16 protein-coding genes are annotated in these 19,349 nt (G+C 71.3%); 12 read left to right on the top strand and 4 right to left on the bottom strand.

Features of this window, described 5'->3' with window-relative positions; translation table 11 throughout:
• Window positions 1-28 precede the first annotated feature (28 nt).
• Window positions 29-1,249 (bottom strand): transposase, encoded by a 1,221-nt coding sequence (locus ACIQAK_RS22755; protein WP_366390724.1) that lies wholly within the window; start codon window positions 1,247-1,249, stop codon window positions 29-31.
• 743 nt (window positions 1,250-1,992) lie between these two features.
• On the opposite strand from ACIQAK_RS22755, the gene ACIQAK_RS22750 reads away from it, so the two are divergent.
• Window positions 1,993-2,568 carry an LmbU family transcriptional regulator gene (locus ACIQAK_RS22750; RefSeq protein WP_366390723.1) on the top strand — a complete coding sequence of 192 codons (576 nt, stop codon included), beginning with the start codon at window positions 1,993-1,995 and terminating at the stop codon, window positions 2,566-2,568.
• 69 nt (window positions 2,569-2,637) lie between these two features.
• Here the strand turns inward: ACIQAK_RS22750 and ACIQAK_RS22745 are convergent, their stop codons facing one another.
• Window positions 2,638-3,327 (bottom strand): FMN-binding negative transcriptional regulator, encoded by a 690-nt coding sequence (locus ACIQAK_RS22745; protein ID WP_366390722.1) that lies wholly within the window; start codon window positions 3,325-3,327, stop codon window positions 2,638-2,640.
• Between the two features lie 589 nt (window positions 3,328-3,916).
• Between ACIQAK_RS22745 and ACIQAK_RS22740 the strand changes: the two genes are divergently transcribed.
• The 6 genes from ACIQAK_RS22740 to hflX all read left to right on the top strand — a co-directional run bounded on the left by ACIQAK_RS22740 (window position 3,917) and on the right by hflX (window position 12,140).
• Window positions 3,917-4,453, top strand: a complete 537-nt coding sequence (locus ACIQAK_RS22740; RefSeq protein ID WP_366390721.1) for a hypothetical protein — start codon at window positions 3,917-3,919, stop codon at window positions 4,451-4,453.
• Window positions 4,454-5,195: 742 nt separating this feature from the next.
• Window positions 5,196-5,636 (top strand): hypothetical protein, encoded by a 441-nt coding sequence (locus ACIQAK_RS22735; RefSeq protein ID WP_366390720.1) that lies wholly within the window; start codon window positions 5,196-5,198, stop codon window positions 5,634-5,636.
• A 56-nt stretch (window positions 5,637-5,692) separates the two neighbouring features.
• Window positions 5,693-6,565 (top strand): diaminopimelate epimerase, encoded by an 873-nt coding sequence (gene dapF, locus ACIQAK_RS22730; protein WP_366390719.1) that lies wholly within the window; start codon window positions 5,693-5,695, stop codon window positions 6,563-6,565.
• A 224-nt stretch (window positions 6,566-6,789) separates the two neighbouring features.
• Window positions 6,790-8,931, top strand: coding sequence for an HD domain-containing protein (locus tag ACIQAK_RS22725; RefSeq protein ID WP_366390718.1), 2,142 nt, complete (start codon window positions 6,790-6,792; stop codon window positions 8,929-8,931).
• Between the two features lie 71 nt (window positions 8,932-9,002).
• The gene (locus tag ACIQAK_RS22720; RefSeq protein ID WP_366390717.1) at window positions 9,003-10,457 is read left to right on the top strand and encodes a M1 family metallopeptidase; all 1,455 of its coding nucleotides are present in this window, start codon (window positions 9,003-9,005) and stop codon (window positions 10,455-10,457) included.
• 162 nt (window positions 10,458-10,619) lie between these two features.
• The gene (gene hflX / locus ACIQAK_RS22715; RefSeq protein WP_366390716.1) at window positions 10,620-12,140 is read left to right on the top strand and encodes a GTPase HflX; all 1,521 of its coding nucleotides are present in this window, start codon (window positions 10,620-10,622) and stop codon (window positions 12,138-12,140) included.
• Window positions 12,141-12,210: 70 nt separating this feature from the next.
• Here the strand turns inward: hflX and ACIQAK_RS22710 are convergent, their stop codons facing one another.
• Window positions 12,211-12,660 carry an ATP-binding protein gene (locus tag ACIQAK_RS22710; protein WP_366390715.1) on the bottom strand — a complete coding sequence of 150 codons (450 nt, stop codon included), beginning with the start codon at window positions 12,658-12,660 and terminating at the stop codon, window positions 12,211-12,213.
• Between the two features lie 178 nt (window positions 12,661-12,838).
• Here ACIQAK_RS22710 and ACIQAK_RS22705 point away from each other — a divergent pair, with 178 nt between their 5' ends.
• Together ACIQAK_RS22705 and ACIQAK_RS22700 are read left to right on the top strand one after the other, a co-directional pair.
• Complete coding sequence (locus tag ACIQAK_RS22705) at window positions 12,839-13,081, top strand: DUF6411 family protein (protein ID WP_366390714.1); 243 nt, start codon at window positions 12,839-12,841, stop codon at window positions 13,079-13,081.
• A gap of 58 nt (window positions 13,082-13,139) precedes the next feature.
• Entirely contained in the window at window positions 13,140-13,487 is a 348-nt protein-coding gene (locus ACIQAK_RS22700) for a hypothetical protein (protein WP_366390713.1), read from the top strand.
• Between the two features lie 30 nt (window positions 13,488-13,517).
• On the opposite strand, the gene ACIQAK_RS22695 is transcribed toward ACIQAK_RS22700, so the two are convergent.
• Window positions 13,518-14,741, bottom strand: coding sequence for a trypsin-like serine peptidase (locus tag ACIQAK_RS22695; protein ID WP_401848782.1), 1,224 nt, complete (start codon window positions 14,739-14,741; stop codon window positions 13,518-13,520).
• A 302-nt stretch (window positions 14,742-15,043) separates the two neighbouring features.
• Between ACIQAK_RS22695 and ACIQAK_RS22690 the strand changes: the two genes are divergently transcribed.
• The 3 genes from ACIQAK_RS22690 to ACIQAK_RS22680 are packed head-to-tail and all read left to right on the top strand — an operon-like array spanning window position 15,044 to window position 19,296.
• Window positions 15,044-16,435: a diaminobutyrate--2-oxoglutarate transaminase family protein gene (locus ACIQAK_RS22690; RefSeq protein WP_366390712.1), complete on the top strand. Its 1,392-nt coding sequence runs from the start codon at window positions 15,044-15,046 to the stop codon at window positions 16,433-16,435.
• Between the two features lie 28 nt (window positions 16,436-16,463).
• On the top strand, window positions 16,464-18,464 hold the full coding sequence (locus tag ACIQAK_RS22685; RefSeq protein ID WP_366390711.1) for an IucA/IucC family protein: 2,001 nt from the start codon (window positions 16,464-16,466) through the stop codon (window positions 18,462-18,464).
• Between the two features lie 55 nt (window positions 18,465-18,519).
• On the top strand, window positions 18,520-19,296 hold the full coding sequence (locus tag ACIQAK_RS22680; RefSeq protein WP_366390710.1) for a GNAT family N-acetyltransferase: 777 nt from the start codon (window positions 18,520-18,522) through the stop codon (window positions 19,294-19,296).
• Window positions 19,297-19,349 lie beyond the last annotated feature (53 nt).

Here is a 19,349-nt window from a genome sequence, read left to right as displayed (position 1 = left end):
AGAGCACGGGGCTCCGGCGCGAGCCACTTCACGCGTCCTCGCCGCGGTCCTTCGGATCGGAGCCGGGGTGCTGCTCGGCCCTTCCGGGCGAAGAGCGGTGGGCGAGGCCCTGGTACACGTACGCCGCTGAGACGAGGACCATGTGGTGATACCAGCCGGGAAGCGAACGGCCCTCGAAGTCGAGCAACCCGAAGTCGCGCTCCATGTGCTCGACCGCGGATGTGGTGCACGAGGCGAGGGCCGCGAGCGAGGCGACACCGCCGAGATGGCACTGGGTGAGACTCGTGACCCACAGGTGTCCCGGGCGTGACCCGGGAAGTATCTCGGCGAACAGCCGGTGAGGCGGGCCGACGGGCCTGCGCTGAGTGCCGGTGAGATGGACCAGCCCGGCGTGCACGCGGGTGCTGCGGCTGCTCCCGTCAGGTGCGGTGACGACGACCATCTCGGGGGCGCCGAGCGAGGCACGGGGCCTGGCCACCAGCTGGGCGATCGTCGTCTGTTCGGACTCACCGACCGGGAGGACGGTCAGGTTGTGCGGCACGGCCATCACGAAGTCCCGCCCCCGGCGGCCGAGTCCGTGGATGAGGAGGGCGACATCCGGGTCGCTGCTCATGTCGGCGACGATCGGGGCGGACATACTGCCCGTACGGGCGCCGAGCGTGTCGATCAGCTGGAGGGCCTGGGCCCACATGGGGCGGTAGGGCATGGTGTCCGGGATGCGGGTCCGACGGCGCAGACGTTCGTCCTCCGTCCACTCGACCGGCAGATGCAGACGCCAGTCGACGGGGACCTGTACGGGGCCGAAGCACATGAACGCCCCTAACGCCAGCTGACCGTTGAGGGCGCGGCCTGAGCTCAGGTCGAAGTACCGGTGTACGCCGACCGAGCTCTCCCCTCGTTTGGGGAGGCTCGCCCGCCCGATGGCGCAGACGGGGTCCGGACCGTGCCGGTCGGCCCAGCGCGTGAGCGCGTACAGCACCGGGTCCCAGTCCCAGGGGCTGAGGCTGACGAGCTGCCGGAGCGACTGGACGGTGGTGGGGGAGGTGGAAACCGTCTGAGCGAGACGGCGGATGGACTTCTTGCCGGGCGTGTTGAGGAGCGCCTCCACATAGGTGTGCGCCCACCGGCGTTGGTCGGCCCGTCTCAGGCTGCTGAAGACGGTCTCGGTAAAATGAGCGAAGGAGGATTCCGGGTCCGCTGCCGACCGGCTGGACGCTGCGTCCGAAGACTGTGTGCAGGACATCGCCATGGCGCAATAACTCCCCCGAGTTTACTGAGCTTTCCGCTGGCCGAGTCTAGGTTGACTGCACCTGTGGCGCCACCGTGTTGTCCGTGTGACTGGATGTGGTGCCTGTGGTGGCACATCCCCGGCTCCCGTGGTGCGGCCTGCTCCTCCGTGGTCCCGTGATGGCCACCCGCTGCCCCGACTGCGGTGACGCCAAGGTGGGTGGTCCTGGACGGGGATGACACGCACGGACGCAGAAGGGGCGGGGCCGGCCTGCGCATGGTCGGAAAGTCCGATCGGCCCCCCTCTGCGACTTTGCCTCCCCTTGACTCTGGGGCATCTTCACGCCAAATATGACCGACTCGCAGGTTCGGGTCATTGTTCGAACTCCGCAAAGTGGTGACTGATGGCGCCAAGATCCTTGAATCAGCCACGGGTTTCGGGCTCTACTCGGAACGACCCGATGGCGTGAGCTCCCTGTGGCCGACTCCTCTCGATGATACGCATCGGGATCTTTCGTCACAGGGAGCACAGTCGGGTGAACTGGGGTCTTCGGCTGAATGCGTTCGCAGAACTTCCTCGGCCGGAAGGTCTCCGTGAGCGCTGATACGACGGGCCGATTCACCTTTGTGGTCGAGACGTATGGAGGTGCCATGCATAACCCAGCCGATGAGCTCGAAGGCCAGACGGTCGTTCTGTTCGGCAAGGTTTCGGAAGGGGGCCTGCGGCAGCGAAGATCTGGTGGTCACGAAGTGCACCGTGATCAGGTGCTCACCACCCGGGTCGGACTCCAGATACCGGCGGGACTCACTTTCGACGACTGGGAACGCGCCGGCCGTCAGCTTTCCGGGATCCTCAACTCCTCGTCCTGGTGGCTCGGTGACTGGCTGGTGTACGGAAAGGACCACTATGTGGACCGATATCAGCGCGGGATCCGTGCTGCGGGGCTGCAGTACCAGACCCTGCGCAACTACGCCTGGGTGTCGCGCCGCTTCGAGTTCCATCGGCGCCGTGCGGCCCTGAGCTTCCAGCACCACGCCGAACTGGCCTCCCTCCTTGTCGACGAACAGGAGCTGTGGCTGGACCGGGCGGAGCGGATGAAGTGGACCACCAAGCAGCTGCGCAACGCCGTACGCGTCGAGCGGGAGGGCGACTCGCGGCGCGAGGAGGAGGAAGGGGACGCCACGCGGCGCCTGGCCGTGCCCGACAGTCGCTTGCAGTGGTGGCACAAGGCGGCTGCCCAACTCGGCAGTGACCTGGACCAGTGGGTGCTGTCGACCCTGGACGACGCAGCCGAACGAGTCCTGCAGGGCTCGGCTGGGCGGATCGCGCTCACGGACTGATGGTCCTGGCAGCGGCGGAGGCAGGCAACGGCACTGCCCCCGCCGTGCGTCGAAGGCTGTGCCTGTTTCTCAGGGCAGCCGACTCATCAGTTCGGCCGTCGCGCGGTGCCGGGTGCATCCGCTCGACGCGAACGACTTGTGGACACGGTCCCGTACGTGGGATTCCTGCTCCTGGCTCAGTTTGAACATGCCCTCCGCCCCCGACACCAGAACCCGGAAGGCGCCCACAGCGGGCACGATCTTGCGGAAGTATCCGAGCGATTCGGTCATGTCCCACCCATGGCCGAACTCCGACTCGTAGGCGCGCACGGTCGATTGCACCACCTTGAGGGTTTCCTCGATCGACTCGATCTTCTCCACGGTCCCGTGTACATGGACCGAGGTGAAGTCCCACGTCGGTGCCGCCGGCGTCATTTCGTAGACGGCCGGGGACACATACGCGTGCGGGCCGGTGAACGTCAACAGGATGGTGCTGTCCGTCGTGATCGCGGACCAGTGCGGATTCGCCCGGTTCATGTGCGCCAGCAGTGTCGTCCCCGCGAGGTCTGCCGCCGGAACGGCGTCCGCCGCGGGGTCGACGATGACGGGCAGGTGCGTGGCGAGCGGCCCCGTCTCGGGGCTGCCGTTGCTCACCAGCAGGGCCAGCGGATTGGTGCGTATCAGATCGGCCATCCACGACGTGTCCGGTTCGCGGTATTGACGGGGGACGAACATACGGCGCTCCTCGGTGATCTGCTCGGAGAATGCTGACGATTCCACGGTGGTTTGGGTGCCCGGCATGGTGGCGCATCCGTGCCCTGGGAATGATTTCGGGTGCGGCTCTCGATGTCCTGCCGACGGGACGTCGTTCGTACAGTCCTTATCCCGGATCCGCCGAATCCCGATGCTCCCTTCATGTTGGCGTGCGGATATTACGAGCGCAATGCACGGATGGTGTCCGGAGAGATTTGCGAGAAACCGGATATCCAGGAGGGCCCCTGGAAGAAAAAGTCTGCCCCGCCGGGCTCCGTGAACGAGGCGATTTCCAGGCCCCATCGGCGCCTCCGGCGAACCGCCGAGTGGCTCCCGGCGGGGTGCGGCGGCGCGGGCCGGGGGCTCCGCGAGCCCGTCGCGTGGCCGGTCGGCGGCGCTGACTGCGGCGCCAACATGGCGCGAGGGGTATCAGGAGTCCGCCCCGGCGGGTGGTGTCATGTCGGCGGGACGCCGCCCCCGGTGTGCGGTTGGTCAAGCCGGAGCTGGCCCGGCTGTCCGGGCAGGAGAGGTACTCGCGGGGCCTTCGAGTGCTGCCGATCCACATCTGGCGCCATGAGGGCTCGAAATGGCGTCATGTTTGTGCCATCCTGGGGGCATGGACCTCACGCCGTACGTCACCGACATCCGGCACGAGTTCGCCGCCGCGGCCGTCGCCGAGGACGGGGAGCCCTGTGCGGCAGCGGACCGGCTCGGGCTCGCGCTGGACGCGAGCATGTGCCTGACACTGCTGACCGTGTTGTCGGACGTCGCCGCCGAGATCACCCGGGAACTGGCTCCGGGCTCGGTGAGCGTACGACTGAACGGACTGAGGCCGGAGTTCGTCTTCACTCCGGCGCCGCGAGGCCTCGCGGCGCCTGCCGGACGGCACGGCGACGAACCTGCGCCGTTCGCACCACAGGCGCCCCCGGCGTACGCGGCCGAGGACGACGGAGGTGTGTGCCGCATCAATCTCCGGCTGCCCACGCCGCTGAAGCACCGGGCGGAGGAAGCGGCCACCCAGGAGCGGTTGTCCCTCAACGGCTGGCTGGTGCGGGCCATCACGGGCGCGCTGGCGAACGGCGACCCGCGCTCCGCCCATGGTGCCGCCGGCCACGTGCGGCGTAACGGGAGGACTGGGGGTCCCGTCCGATGACGCCGTGACGTGATGCCCGGCCAGGGGGAGATGCCGGACAGCACAGCCGAGTTCTGTGACCCTGCGACGCCCGGTGCGGACATGTGCACAGTGTCCGCGCCGCGCACCCAGACCGGCCACGACGTACCTGCGCACCGCAGGACGCCGGGGCCGCGCGGCCCGGGGGCCGAATCCCCCGAGGTTCCCGGGCCGCCCCACCACTCCCGTCGGCGTGTCTCCGCCGGAGCGGACGTCCGGCCACGGACGCGGGGTGACCGGCACGCGGCGGCAACGTCGAGCCCCTCAACGCGTGCAGGCATGTCCCCACAAACACACCCCCCTCGAACTCGCCTGCAATATCATTTCTTTGCGACGTCTACGAACATCATTCTGAAACAATCGGAAAGTCGGGCCGCGGTGGCGACGTCTGCGACGTCGGTGATGGGGATGCCTTGTCCAAGGGCGTTGGAGGCGAGGCGAAGTGGTGGCGGAAACCTCAGCTTGTTCGACATGATCGAGAGGGTTCCTTCTTCGGACTGGTCGCGACCGGTCAATCCGGCGCTGACCTGGGGCTATCGCTCACCTCGCGCTGACTCGCCGACCAGCGGCAGGCGTCTGACCTGCATAAACCCCAAAGCGGGGCTATAACAGCCTGATCACGTGATGGCATCGGGAAGCTCAGCCCGGCAGTCCGGCACCCGTGATCGTGCCATCATCGAGCATCGATCCACCAGTGGAGTCCGAGTTGGGAGGGCGCGTGGCGATGGAGGCCGGCCCTCGCGACACGGAGCAGCACGACGTACCGCCACCGCAGGACGGCGCGGGACGGCTGAGCCCCGACGGGCCCGACGAGCAGCACGTGGCCCCGGAGGTCGAGGTCGAGCTCCGGCCCGCCCGCAGGCTGCGGATCTGGCAGCTCGCACCCATCGTGATGCTGGCCGCCGTCGGCTCCCTGATGTTCGCCTTCCCGCTCGCCTTCGAGTTCGGTGACGGCGGCGCCGTCGTCGCCATGCTGGGGCTCCTGATCAGCTGCTGCGCGGCCGGTTGGGGCATGATGGCGGCCCGCCGCGTCGGGCACACCTGGCCCGGCCTGCCGGCCAGGGGATCGGGCGACCGCCTCGACTGGCGCGTGATCGCCCTGTACGTCGCCATGGGGGCCGGGCTCGTCGCCCTCGCCGTCTGGCGGGTGGCCCGCCTGCGCTGACGCCCCCGGCGTGTCCGGCCTCGCGGAGTGTCCGTGGTGGCTCGTACAGTTGCCCTGTGAGCACTTCGCAGATCACCTTCCTCAAGGGTCACGGCACCGAGAACGACTTCGTGATCGTCCCCGACCCGGACAACGCCCTCGCGCTGCCCGCCTCCGTCGTCGCCCGGATCTGCGACCGCCGGGCCGGTATCGGCGGGGACGGCCTGCTGCACGTCGTCCGCTCCGCGGCCCATCCCGAGGCCCAGGACATGGCCGACGGGGCCGAGTGGTTCATGGACTACCGCAACGCGGACGGCTCGGTCGCCGAGATGTGCGGCAACGGGGTGCGCGTCTTCGCCCACCACCTCCAGCGCGAAGGCCTCGTCGAGCAGGGCACTCTCGCCGTCGCCACGCGCGGTGGCATCAAGCGGGTGCACCTCGCCAAGGACGGCGACATCACCGTCTCCATGGGGCGTGCCGTGCTGCCCGGGGAGAGCGCCACGGTCGCCGTCGGGGAGCGCAGCTGGCCCTCCCGCAACGTCAACATGGGCAACCCGCACGCCGTCGCCTTCGTCGACGACCTCGCTCACGCCGGCGACCTGCTCTCCGCCCCTCCGGTCAGCCCCGCCGCGGTCTACCCCGACGGGGTCAACGTCGAGTTCGTCGTCGACCGGGGCCCGCGCCATGTCGCGATGCGGGTCCACGAGCGGGGTTCCGGCGAGACCCGCTCCTGCGGCACCGGGGCCTGCGCCGTCGCGGTCGCCGCGGCCCGCCGGGACGGCCGGGACCCGGCGGTGACCGGGCTCCCCGCGACATACCGGGTGGATCTCCCCGGCGGCACCCTCACCATCACCGAGCACCCGGACGGTTCGGTCGACATGACCGGCGCCGCGGTGATCGTCGCCGAGGGCACCATCGACCCGGCCTGGCTCGAAGCGGCGACCGGCTGACCGCCGGGCGGCGCCGGCTCAGCTCCCGGCCCCTCGTCGGCCGACCGCCGGGCGGTTTCCGGTTCGAAACCGTGGTCGGTCGGAGCTTCGCTCGAATGGGTGATCCGTTTCACGCCGGGCGAGAGCCGGACTGCGCCACGTGGTGGGGTCGGTAGCATCAAGCACCGGCCCGGAGAGGCGTCCGCCTCTCCCCACCGCCGGACGACCCCGCCGGAGGTGCCCCGATGAGTGCTGAGGCCGCCGATCCCGCCGCCGTGCCGCGCAGGCGCAGCCGGCCCAGGATCGACCTGCGCAGACTGGGCCGGGTGGCGCTGCTCGGCCCGGTCTCCCGCGACCGGCTGCCCGACGCCATCGGCCATGTCGCCGACGCGCACCGGGCCCACCATCCCGACGCCGACCTGGGCATCCTCCACCGGGCCTACGTCCTCGCGGAGTCCTCGCACCGGGGCCAGACGCGCAAGAGCGGCGAGCCGTACATCACGCACCCGCTGGCCGTCACCCTGATCCTCGCCGAGCTCGGCGCCGAGACCACCACCCTGACCGCCTCGCTGCTCCACGACACGGTCGAGGACACCGAGGTGACCCTCGATCAGGTGCGCGAGCAGTTCGGCGAAGAGGTCTGCTACCTCGTCGACGGCGTCACCAAACTCGAGAAGGTCGACTACGGGGCCGCCGCCGAGCCCGAGACGTTCCGCAAGATGCTCGTCGCCACCGGCAACGACGTCCGGGTCATGTCGATCAAACTGGCCGACCGGCTGCACAACATGCGCACGCTCACCGTGATGCGCCCAGAGAAGCAGGCCAGGATCGCCAAGGTCACCCGGGACGTCCTCATCCCGCTGGCCGAACGGCTCGGCGTACAGGCGCTCAAGACCGAGCTGGAGGACCTGGTCTTCGCCATCCTGAACCCCGAGGAGTACGAGGACACCCGCGCCCTCATCGTGGCCGCCACCGGTGAGGCGGACCCCCTGGCCGCCATCGCCGACAGCGTACGGGCCACCCTGCGGGAAGCGGGCATCAGCGCCGAAGTCCTCATCCGGCCACGCCACTTCGTCTCCGTGCACCGGGTCCGCAGGAAACGCGGCGAACTGCGCCCCACCGACTTCGGCCGGCTGCTCGTCCTGGTCGGCGAGGACGCCGACTGCTACGCCGTCCTCGGTGAGCTGCACACCTGCTTCACCCCGGTGATCTCCGAGTTCAAGGACTTCATCGCCGCCCCCAAGTTCAACCTGTACCAGTCGCTGCACACCGCCGTCGTCGGCCCCGAGGGCGCGGTCGCCGAAGTCCTCATCCGCACGCACCGGATGCACACGGTCGCCGAGGCGGGCGTCGTCGCCCTGGGCAACCCCTACGCCCACGACGGCACCACCGCCCAGCAGGCCGAACCGTCCGACGAGCGCGCCGACCCGACCCGGCCCGGCTGGCTCTCCCGGCTGCTGGACTGGCAGGAGTCCGCCACCGACCCGGACACCTTCTGGACCACCCTGCGCGCCGACCTCGCCCAGGACCGCGAGATCGCCGTGTTCCTCACCGACGGCAAGACCCTCGGCCTGCCCGCCGGGGCCAGCTGTGTCGACGCCGCCTACGCCCAGCACGGGGAGCGGGCGCACGCCTGCATCGGCGCCCGGGTCAACGGCCGTCTCGCCACCCTCAGCACCCAGCTCGGCGACGGGGACACCGTGCAGCTGCTGCTCGCCCAGGACACCGCGTCCGGCCCGTCCCCCCAATGGCTCGAACACGCCCGCACCCCCGCCGCCCGGATCGCGATCACCGGCTGGCTCTCCGCCCACCCCGACGACCCGGGCCCGGAGGCAGGAGGAGCGGGGGGCCGGGCCGAGCCCGTGGGGGAGAGCCCGCAGTCCACCGCGCCCGCACGCACCAGATCCACGGGGAGCGCCGCCAACGTCGTCGTCGACGGCCACCGGAGCCCCACCCGCCTGGCCGGCTGCTGCACGCCGGTGCCCCCGGACGAGGTGATCGGCTTCGTCGTCCGGGGCGGCGCCGTCACCGTGCACCGCCACGGGTGTCCCGCCGTCGCCCGGATGCGGGAGATCGGCCGCGCACCGGTCGCGGCCCGCTGGCGCGACGAGGACGGCTGGAGCGACACCGCCGCCTGCCGGGTCACGCTCGTCGCCGAGTCCTTCGGGCGCCCCCGGCTCCTCGCCGACCTCACCGAGGCGATCGCCACGGCCGACGCGGCGATCGTCTCCGCCACCGTCGAACCGCCCAGCGAACAGCGCGTCCGGCACACCTACACCCTCCAGCTCCCCGACGCCGCCGGACTCCCCGCCCTGATGCGCGCCATGCGCGAGGTCGCCGGGGTCTACGACGTCAGCCGCGCCCAGCACCCGGCCGCCACCGGCTGACCCCCGCCACGTTCGGGTGGTGCGGCGCGCGGCACCACCGGGAGAGCGCCCGGCGCTGATAGCGGTAGTCCATGCCGCACCTCTCCCGCCGCCTGCGGGCCGCCCTCCTGGCCACCGCGTCGCTCACCCTCGTCGCCGCCGCCCTGCCCGACCCCGAGCCCCTCGGCATCGGCGACCGGCTCTTCCCCGAACTGGGCAACCCCGGGTACGACGTCCTCACGTACGACATCGCCCTCACGTACCACGGCAACAACACCGAGCCCCTGGACGCCGTCACCAGGATCGGGGCCCGCACCACCGCGCCGCTGGAGCGGATCAACCTCGACTTCGCCCGGGGCACCGTCCAGGGCGTCGAGGTCAACGGCCGGGCCGCCGAGTTCGGCAGCAAGAACGAGGACCTGGTCGTCCGGACCCCCCGCGGCCTCCCCGCAGGCGTACCCCTGAACATCACCGTCCGGCACACCAGCGACCCGGCCGGAACAGCGGGCAACGGCGGCTGGATCCCTACCGCCGACGGCTTGGCCATGGCCAACCAGGCCGACGCCGCCCACCGGGTCTTCCCGGGCAACGACCACCCCTCGGACAAGGCGCACTTCACCTTCCGCGTCACCGCCCCCCAGGAGCTCACGGCCGTCGCCAACGGGCTGCCCGCCGGCCGGACCCGACACGGCGCCACGACCACCTGGACCTACCGCACCGAGCACCCCATGGCCACCGAGCTCGCCCAGGTCTCCATCGGCCGGTCCGCCGTCCACCACCACACCGGCCCGCACGGACTGCCCCTGCGCGACGTCGTCCCGGCGGCCGACCGCGAGAAGATGGAGCCCTGGCTGAGGAAGACCCCCGCCCAACTGGAGTGGATGGAACGGCAGGTCGGCCGCTACCCCTTCGAGACGTACGGAGTCCTCGTCGCCGACAGCCCCATCGGCTTCGCGCTGGAGACCCAGACGATCTCGCTGTTCGGGAAGTCCTTCTTCACCGAGCCCGCCTACCCCGAGTGGTACGTCGACTCCGTCATGGTCCACGAACTGGCCCACCAGTGGTTCGGCAACAGCGTCTCACCCGCCTCCTGGTCCGACCTGTGGCTCAACGAGGGGCACGCCAGTTGGTACGAGGCCCGGTACGCCGAGGAGAACGGGGGAGGGACGCTGGAGCGCCGGATGCGTGAGGCGTACAAGCTCTCCGACGGCTGGCGGGCGAACGGCGGACCGCCGGCGCGCCCGGACGGCCCGGCCGAGGGGGAGAAACTCTCCCTCTTCCGGCCCGTCGTCTACGACGGCAGCGCCCTGGTCCTCTACGCCCTGCGCCAGGAGATCGGCGCGGCCGCCTTCGACCGGCTGGAGCGCGCCTGGGTGCGGATCCACCGGGACGGTACGGCCACCACCGCGGACTTCACCCGGCTGGCGTCCGGCATCGCGGGACGCGACCTGACGTCCTTCTTCGAGAGCTGGCTGTACGGGAAGAAGACACCATCGATGCCCGGACACCCCGACTGGCGTGCCGCCGCACCCGCTGCCACCCCCTGAGGCCGGGGGAAAACCCCAGTGACGGGCCCCGCGGGGCCGTGCCACCATCGACACATCGGCACGGCGAGACCGCTCCGGATCCCCGGCGGGAATGATCGGGAATCTTCCGGACGGATCACACGTTGTGACTGGTGTAAAGATTTCTATCGACGTAAGGAACCAATGACCTCCTCTTCTTCCCTTCCCCAGGACGCGCAGGACGCGCAGAGCGCCACGGAGAACATCCCCGAGAGCCTCACCGAGAGCCTTCGGGCCGACGCCCTGATGGAAGAGGACGTCGCCTGGAGCCAGGAGATCGACGGAGCGCGCGACGGCGACCAGCTGGACCGCTCCGAGCGGGCCGCCCTGCGGCGCGTCGCCGGTCTCTCCACGGAGCTCGAGGACGTCACCGAGGTCGAGTACCGGCAGCTGCGCCTGGAGCGCGTCGTGCTGGTCGGTGTCTGGACCTCGGGGACGGTGCGTGACGCGGAGATCTCCCTCGCGGAGCTCGCCGCACTCGCCGAGACGGCGGGCGCCCAGGTGCTCGACGCGGTGTACCAGCGGCGCGACAAACCCGACCCGGCGACCTACATCGGGTCCGGCAAGGCGCTGGAGCTGCGTGACATCGTCCTCGAATCCGGGGCCGACACCGTCATCTGCGACGGTGAGCTCAGCCCCGGCCAGCTGATCCACCTGGAAGACGTCGTCAAGGTGAAGGTGGTCGACCGGACCGCCCTCATCCTCGACATCTTCGCCCAGCACGCCAAGTCCCGGGAGGGCAAGGCGCAGGTCTCGCTGGCGCAGATGCAGTACATGCTGCCGCGGCTGCGCGGCTGGGGCCAGTCGCTCTCCCGCCAGATGGGCGGCGCCGGTTCCGGCGGCGGTGGCGGCATGGCGACCCGCGGTCCCGGTGAGACCAAGATCGAGACGGACCGGCGACGGATCCGCGAGAAGATGGCGAAGATGCGCCGGGAGATCGCGGAGATGAAGACCGGTCGTGAGATCAAGCGGCAGGAGCGCAAGCGCAACAAGGTGCCCTCCGTCGCCATCGCCGGATACACCAACGCGGGCAAGTCCTCGCTGCTCAACCGCCTCACCGGAGCCGGTGTCCTGGTGGAGAACGCCCTGTTCGCCACCCTGGACCCGACCGTGCGCCGGGCCGAGACACCGAGCGGCCGTGTCTACACCCTCGCCGACACCGTCGGGTTCGTACGGCACCTGCCGCACCACCTCGTCGAGGCGTTCCGCTCCACCATGGAGGAGGTCGGCGAGTCCGATCTCATCCTGCACGTGGTGGACGGCTCGCACCCGGTGCCGGAGGAGCAGCTCGCCGCGGTGCGTGAGGTGATCCGCGATGTCGGCGCGGTGGACGTGCGCGAGATCGTCGTGATCAACAAGGCGGACGCGGCGGACCCGCTGGTCCTCCAGCGGCTGCTGCGCAACGAGAAGTACGCCATCGCGGTCTCGGCGAGGACCGGTGCCGGAATCGACGAGCTGCTCGCGCTCATCGACGCCGAGCTGCCGCGCCCGTCCGTCGAGATCGAGGTGCTCGTGCCGTACATCCAGGGGGCTCTGGTCTCCCGGGTGCACGCCGAGGGTGAGGTCCTCTCCGAGGAGCACACCGCCGAGGGCACCCTGCTCAAGGCCCAGGTCCACGAGGAACTGGCGGCGGAGCTGGGGACCTTCGTCCCCGCCGCGCACTGATCACCGCACGGCACAGGCCATGACGCAGGACGCCCGACCCGGAAGAGACCGGGTAGGGCGTCCTGTTCGTTCACGCACGGTCGTCGTGCGCACCGGAACCGGCCGCCGCCGCTTCGTACCCCGGGGGCACGAAGCACGCGGTCACCGTCTTGCCCTCCCGCTGCGGATGGTGCTGCCAGCTGTCGGCCAGCGCGTCGACGATGGCCATACCCCGGCCGCCGAGTGCGGTGGGATCCGCCTTGCGCGGTGTGGGCGGCTGCGGACTGGAGTCGTGGACGCTGACATGCAGACACGCGCTGTCCCAGGTCAGGACGAGCTGGGCGTCACTGTGGGCGTGCTTGTGCGCGTTGGTGATGAGCTCGGAGACGGCGAGGAGCACCGAATCCACGGTGTCGGGGGCGTCCTTGGCCCACTCCAGGGTTTCGAGGTGCTCGCGCGCCCAGTGGCGTCCCGCACGCACTCCTTCAGAAATGGGGAAGGACTGCGCCCAGCCCACCGCCCTCATCGTGGAATCGGTCATCGCCATGCCTCTCGGTCGTTCGGCCGCACGGGAATCCGGCGCTCGGTTGCCTTCCGTGTACCCGCCGGAACGCCGAACATCGGCCCCGCCCGGGCCGCGGAACGATCCGACCCGGCGGAGGTTGGGCGGCCGAGCGCCGGGCATACGACGACGGCACGCCCCTACCAGAGGAGGATTCATGCTGATCGTCGGAATAGTCGCCGTCTGCGTCGTCCTGGCCGTACTGGCCTTCTTCGTCCCCAAGCTCTCGCGCCATCCGGAGCGCGGCACCCAGCGCACGCTGGGCCTGGGCTCCCGCGCCGGCAGCAAGGCGCCCGGTCCTCTGGGGCGCCTCTTCAGCAAGCCCTTCCGCAGCAGCTCCAAGGCTGTCGGCCGCAGCGGTTCGGCCGGTCGCCGCGCCCGTGGTCACATGCCGTTCTGACGGGGTGCGCCCGCATGCCATCGCACCGGTACCGGCATCCTTCGGGCACCATGGCCTGATGGACGCCGACCAGCCGGAGCGGACCCCCGACGGCCGTCACATCGTGGTGAACGGGCGGCGCTGGCGGGCGACGGACCCGGAGATTCCCGAGGACGTCGCCGCCGGCCTGCGCCGTCACCTCATGGCGGCCCGTCGCGGTGTGGCCGCCTCGCACCGGACCCAGGACCCGGCGGCCGAGAAGCTGGCCCGTAGCCGGGTGCACGCGGCCAAGGTGGCCCTCGGTGAACGCGGCACCCCTTGGTGGGAGCAGTCCCTCACCGAGCGGCGCCGACGCTGGGAAGACGGGGCCGCGGAGCTCGACGCCGTCCAGGAGGCCGACCAGCGACCCGGGCCGGCCGACGGATGAGCCGGCCGTCCGGGCGGGACACTGTCCGGCCTACCGGCCCGCGTACTTCTCGCTGACCGCGCGGTAGACGCCCTCGGCCTCCTCGCCGAGCCGGGGACCGGCCAGCCAGCCCGCCGAGACCGGGCCGATCGAGGTGTTGGAGACCAGCGCGGGCTTGCCGTCCTGACCGGCCGCCACCCAGCCGCCGCCGGAGGAACCGCCGGTCATGGTGCAGCCGATCCGGTACATCGTCGGCTGGTCCTGACGGACCGACAGCCGGCCCGGCTCGTCCTGGCACCGGAGCAGCTTCTGGCCGTCGAACGGCGGCGCGGCCGGGTAGCCGGTGGCCGTCAGGTCCGCGATCTGCGGCACGGCGGGAGCGTCGAACTCCACCGGCAGCGCCGAACCGACCGTCTCCTCCAGCGACTTGCCGGTCGAGCCCTCCTCCGGCGTCACATGCAGCACCGCGAAGTCGTACGGGGCGCCCTGTCCGCCGGTCGCCGCGCCCTCGGCGATCCACTGCTCGGATGTCTGGGCCCACCGGCCCCACCACACCCCGTACGGCGCGATCTTCTCCTTGGGCGCGGTCTCCAGCTCCGCCACGGACAGACCGTCGTTGTTGTACGACGGGACGAAGGCGATGTTGCGGTACCAGCCGCCCTTCTTGCCGGCGTGCACACAGTGCCCGGCGGTCCACACCATGTTGGACTTGCCGGGGTTCGCCGGGTCCTTCACCACGGTCGCGGAGCAGACCATCGAGCCCAGGGGACCGTCGAAGAGGAGCTTTCCGGACTCCGGCGCGTTGTCGTGGTAGGGCGTTGCGACACCGGCCGCCTGGACGGGGGCGGGCGTCGGGTCCGTCACGCCGTCGTCACCGGAGATGTCGCTGTCGACCGGGGCCTCGGGGGGCCTGTCGGCGTCCCGCATCCGGTCCGGGTCCCAGAGGCCGTCGATGACCGGGTTGACGAAGTCCTTGGCCTCACGCAGCCACTTGTCCTTGTCCCAGTTCTTCCACTCGCCGTCCCGCCACTTGTCCGGGTCGATCCCGTGCTCCCTGAGCCGGTCCTTGAGGTCGTCCGGAACGGTGACCTTGCCGTCCGCCTGGCCGGCCGAGGCGCTGGGCGTCGTACCGCCCGCGCCGTCCTCCTCCGGACCGCAGGCGGTGGCGGTGAGCGCGAGGACGGCGGCGACCGCCGTCGCGGTGAGCACGCCGGAGGGCACGCGCCGTACGCGCCTGCCGCGGCGTGCGGTGTCGGTCGGGCGAATGGGTCGCATGTGGTGATCCCCCTGGGACTTCGTCACTCGGTACTCCGTGCTGCTTCTCGGACACTTCGGGGCCGCTGAGCAGGTGCTCCGCCCCCCGGCGCGGCCCCCACTATGCCGGTGCCGATGGGGACGGCACGCGGCAGGTCCACGGTTCCTCGCCCGCAAGGATGTTCCGATTTACCCGTGATCCCTTGCGGTCGGCGTCGTTGGTACGTACGGGGGACACCCGGACAGCGTTCACCCCCGCACTCCGTCCGCGCGAAAACGTACCGACGTGCAACACAACTGTTACCGCAGGAGGATCAAGAGCCGTGTCCGTGACCGAACCCGCTCCGGTGGTACCGCCTCCCGCGCACGAGGGGATCCTCCGCCGCCAGTCGCTGCGCGAATCGGCCGCCCGCACCTACGCGCGGTCCCTGCCGATCGTCCCGGTCCGGGCGCGCGGGCTCACCATCGAGGGCGCGGACGGACGGCGCTATCTGGACTGTCTGTCGGGCGCGGGCACCCTGGCGCTCGGCCACAACCACCCGGTCGTGCTCGAAGCCATCCGGAAGGTGATCGACTCCGGCGCCCCCCTGCACGTGCTCGACCTGGCCACCCCGGTCAAGGACGCCTTCACCACCGAGCTGTTCGCCACCCTGCCGGGCGAGTTCGCGGAGAACGCCCGCATCCAGTTCTGCGGCCCGGCCGGTACGGACGCCGTCGAGGCCGCGTTCAAGCTGGTCCGCGCCGCCACCGGGCGCGACGGCCTGCTGACCTTCACCGGCGCGTACCACGGTATGACGGCCGGGGCGCTGGAAGCCTCCGGCGGGGCCCGCGACGTCCGGGTGACCCGGTTGCCCTTCCCGCAGGACTACCGCTGTCCGTTCGGGATCGGCGGTGAGCGCGGCGCCGCCCTCGGCGCGCGATGGACGGAGCACCTGCTGGACGACGAGAAGGGCGGGGTCCCGGCCCCGGCGGGGATGATCGTGGAGCCGGTCCAGGGCGAGGGCGGCGTCAACCCCGCTCCGGACGCCTGGCTGCGCAGGATGCGCGAGATCACCCGGGCCCGGGGCATCCCGCTGATCGCCGACGAGGTGCAGACCGGCGTCGGCAGGACCGGTGCCTTCTGGGCGGTCGAGCACAGCGGTGTCGTGCCGGACGTCATGGTCCTCTCGAAGGCGATCGGCGGTTCCCTCCCGCTCGCCGTCATCGTCTACCGCTCTGAGCTGGACCTCTGGCAGCCGGGCGCCCACGCGGGTACGTTTCGTGGCAACCAGCTCGCCATGGCGGCGGGCGCGGCCACCCTCGCGTACGTCCGGGAGAACGGGCTGGCGGAGCGTGCGGCGGCCTTGGGCGCCCGAATGCTCGACAGCCTGCGGACGTTGCGGGCGGACCATGCGGGGATCGGCGACGTACGGGGGCGTGGACTGATGATCGGCCTGGAGCTGGTGGACCCCGAGGCCGCGCCCCTGGCGGCCGAGGCGGGCGACCGTGCCCCGGCCCCACCGCCGGACCCGGCTCTCGCCCGCGCCGTCCAGCAGGAGTGCCTGCACCGGGGCCTCATCGTCGAACTGGGCGGCCGGCACAGCGCCGTGGTCCGCCTCCTGCCCCCACTCACCCTCACCGACGAGCAGGCGAGCGCCGTCGTCGACCGTCTGGCCGACGCGCTGGCCGCCGCGGAGCGTTCGCCGCACCGCGGGGCCGCCGGGCCGACCACCTGATCCCCGGAACCACACAAGGAAGACCGCCGTGAACCCCACCCCCGCGTCCGAGGCCGACGGCCCCGGCACCCCCCAGCACCGAGGGCAGGACGGACCGGCCGCCCCCGGCACGGTCGAGGCGACGACCGTGCCCCGCCAGAAAGCACCGTACGAGGGCGACTCGGGCGACCCCGCCCACACCCCGACGAGCGACCCCGCCCACACCCCCACGGGCGAGGTCTCCGCACACGCCCCCACGCCCCGCGCGGGCGGACCCGGCACCCCGAATGAGCCCGGCGCTCCGGGACTCCTGGGTGACGAAGTCCACGGGGAACCCGACCTGTTGGACCATCCGGACCCGTCGCGCGTCGCCGACGCCGCGGGCACCGAGAGCCTGCTGCGCTGCTGGACCCGGGAGAACGACCTGCCCCGCCCCGAGGGCGACATCCTGCGCATCGCCTTCCCCGCCACCGGCACCGCCCTGCTCGTCCCCGTGCACTACTGGTCCGCCACCGGAGCCCACCGCTTCGGCGCACCGGTCCTGGAAGGTGCCCCCGAGAAGGCCCCGCCCGCCGACGCCGTCACCGTCGCCGTACTCATCGGGCGGGAAGCCGAGCGCAACGGCTCCGCCGACCTGGTGGCCCGGGTAGCCGACTCCGTACGCCACACCGCGGGCTTCGTCGAACAGCGCCGGCGCAGCCCCGCCGACCCGGCAGGTGCCGGCCTCTTCCTCGCCGCCGAGCAGTCCCTCCTCCTCGGCCACCCGCTCCACCCCACCCCCAAGAGCCGTGAAGGGCTCTCCGAGGCCGAGTCCCGGCGCTATTCGCCGGAGCTCCACGGCTCCTTCCCGCTCCACTGGTTCGCCGTGGACCGTACGCTGACCGCCACCGACTCCGCCTGGAGCGACGGCGGCGCCGCGTCCGCCGAGGAGCTCATCGCCCCGCACCGCGAAGGGCTGCGCCTGCCGCCCGGCACCGTCGCCGTCCCCCTGCACCCCTGGCAGGCCGCCGACCTGCTGAGCCGCCCGCAGGTCGCGGCGCTCCAGGAGACCGGCCTGCTGCACGACCTCGGTCCGCACGGCGAGCACTGGCACCCCACCTCGTCCATCCGTACCGTGCACCGCCCCGGCGCCCGCGTGATGCTCAAGCTCTCGCTCGGCGTACGCATCACCAACTCCCGACGCGAGAACCTCCGCAAGGAGCTGCACCGGGGCGTCGAGGTCCACCGCCTCCTCTCCACCGGACTGGCCGACAGCTGGCAGCGGGAGCACCCCGGCTTCGACATCGTCCGCGACCCCGCCTGGCTCGCCGTCGACGACCCCGAGGGCACCCCCGTCACCGGCCTCGACGTGATGCTCCGTCAGAACCCCTTCGGTCCGGGCGACGACGCGGTGTGTATCGCCGGACTCACCGCACAACGCCCCTGGCCCGGGCGGCCCCGGATGCGCTCCCGGCTCGCCGAGGCCGTCGCCGCCCTGGCCCAACGCACCGGCCGGCCGGCCGCGGACGTCTCCGCCGAGTGGTTCCGGCGCTACCTGGACCGTGTCGTACGACCCGTCCTGTGGCTCGACGCCCACGCCGGTGTCGCCCTCGAAGCCCACCAGCAGAACACCCTGGTCCTGCTCGACCGCGACGGCTGGCCGGTCGGCGGGCGCTACCGGGACAACCAGGGCTACTACTTCCGGGACTCCCGCCGCGACGAACTGGAACGGCGGCTCCCGGGCATCGGCTCGGTCAGCGACACCTTCGTCTCCGACCCGGTCACCGACGAGCGGTTCGCCTACTACCTGGGCATCAACAACGTCCTCGGACTCATCGGCGCGTTCGGTGCCCAGCGCCTCGCCGACGAGCAGGTCCTCCTCGCCGCCTTCCGCCGATTCCTCACCGACACGGCGGAACTGGGTTCGCCGCTGCCCGCGTATCTCCTGGAGAACCGCCACCTGCGCTGCAAGGCCAACCTGCTGACCCGGCTCCACGGACTCGACGAGCTGGTCGGCCCGGTCGACACCCAGTCCGTCTACGTCTCCATCGCCAACCCGCTGCACGCCTGAGCGGCCCGGCCGTCATCACGAGCCGGCCGGCCGCCCCAGAGAGGAGAGTGTCACCGTGCCTCCCGCCGACGCGCCCGCGGAGTCCGAAGCGGCGCCTGCGGAACCGGGCTCCGGGCCCGGCGACCAGGAAACCGCCGCCCCGTCCCATGCCTCCGGCACCGGCACCGAGGACACCCTTGAGCTGAAGCTCACCGAAGAGCTCCTCGCCCTCACCGGCGAGGACCGGAACAGAGCGGCGGCAGTACGGCACGAAGTCACCGGCGAGCTGCTCGGTGACCCCGCCACCTGGCCCGGAGCCACCACCGATGCCGGGGTCTTCCACCTGGTCCCGGTGGTCCTGGAACGCGATCTCGCCGTCCTCACCCGCTGGATGAACGACCCCGCCGTCGCCGCCTTCTGGGAGCTCGCCGGGCCCGAATCCGTCACCGCGGACCATCTGCGGCCGCAGCTCGAAGGGGACGGACGCTCCATCCCCTGCCTCGGTGTCCTCGACGGAACCCCGATGAGCTACTGGGAGATCTACCGCGCCGATCTGGACCCGCTGGCCCGCCACTACCCCGCCCGTCTCCACGACACCGGGATCCACCTCCTCATCGGGGGCGTGAACAGCCGGGGGAGGGGCGTGGGCACCCTTCTGCTGCGCGCCGTCGCCGACCTCGTCCTGGACAACCTGCCGCGCTGCGGCCGGGTCGTAGCCGAGCCCGATCTGCGCAACACCCCGTCCGTATCGGCCTTTCTGAGCGCGGGATTCCGCTTCTCCGCGGAAGTGGACCTCCCCGACAAACGTGCCGCCCTCATGATCCGCGACCGAACGCACCGTGATCACCTGTGAACATCGCTCCGCACCGTCCACACCGCTCGAACCCCATCGGTTCCACCCGGAGG

The organism is Streptomyces sp. NPDC088706 (assembly GCF_044752765.1).
Lineage (GTDB): Bacteria > Actinomycetota > Actinomycetes > Streptomycetales > Streptomycetaceae > Streptomyces.
Note: the sequence above shows the minus strand (reverse complement) of the source record. Positions and strands in the feature narration are given on the sequence as shown.

What these genes read in the sequence shown, in the direction of transcription:
- ACIQAK_RS22755 (WP_366390724.1), bottom strand. Translation starts at nt 1,249, where the DNA reads ATGGCGATGTCCTGCACACAGTCTTCGGACGCAGCGTCCAGCCGGTCG.
- ACIQAK_RS22740 (WP_366390721.1), top strand. Translation starts at nt 3,917, where the DNA reads ATGGACCTCACGCCGTACGTCACCGACATCCGGCACGAGTTCGCCGCC.
- ACIQAK_RS22735 (WP_366390720.1), top strand. Translation starts at nt 5,196, where the DNA reads ATGGAGGCCGGCCCTCGCGACACGGAGCAGCACGACGTACCGCCACCG.
- ACIQAK_RS22725 (WP_366390718.1), top strand. Translation starts at nt 6,790, where the DNA reads ATGAGTGCTGAGGCCGCCGATCCCGCCGCCGTGCCGCGCAGGCGCAGC.
- ACIQAK_RS22720 (WP_366390717.1), top strand. Translation starts at nt 9,003, where the DNA reads ATGCCGCACCTCTCCCGCCGCCTGCGGGCCGCCCTCCTGGCCACCGCG.
- hflX (WP_366390716.1), top strand. Translation starts at nt 10,620, where the DNA reads ATGACCTCCTCTTCTTCCCTTCCCCAGGACGCGCAGGACGCGCAGAGC.
- ACIQAK_RS22710 (WP_366390715.1), bottom strand. Translation starts at nt 12,660, where the DNA reads ATGACCGATTCCACGATGAGGGCGGTGGGCTGGGCGCAGTCCTTCCCC.
- ACIQAK_RS22705 (WP_366390714.1), top strand. Translation starts at nt 12,839, where the DNA reads ATGCTGATCGTCGGAATAGTCGCCGTCTGCGTCGTCCTGGCCGTACTG.
- ACIQAK_RS22700 (WP_366390713.1), top strand. Translation starts at nt 13,140, where the DNA reads ATGGACGCCGACCAGCCGGAGCGGACCCCCGACGGCCGTCACATCGTG.
- ACIQAK_RS22695 (WP_401848782.1), bottom strand. Translation starts at nt 14,741, where the DNA reads ATGCGACCCATTCGCCCGACCGACACCGCACGCCGCGGCAGGCGCGTA.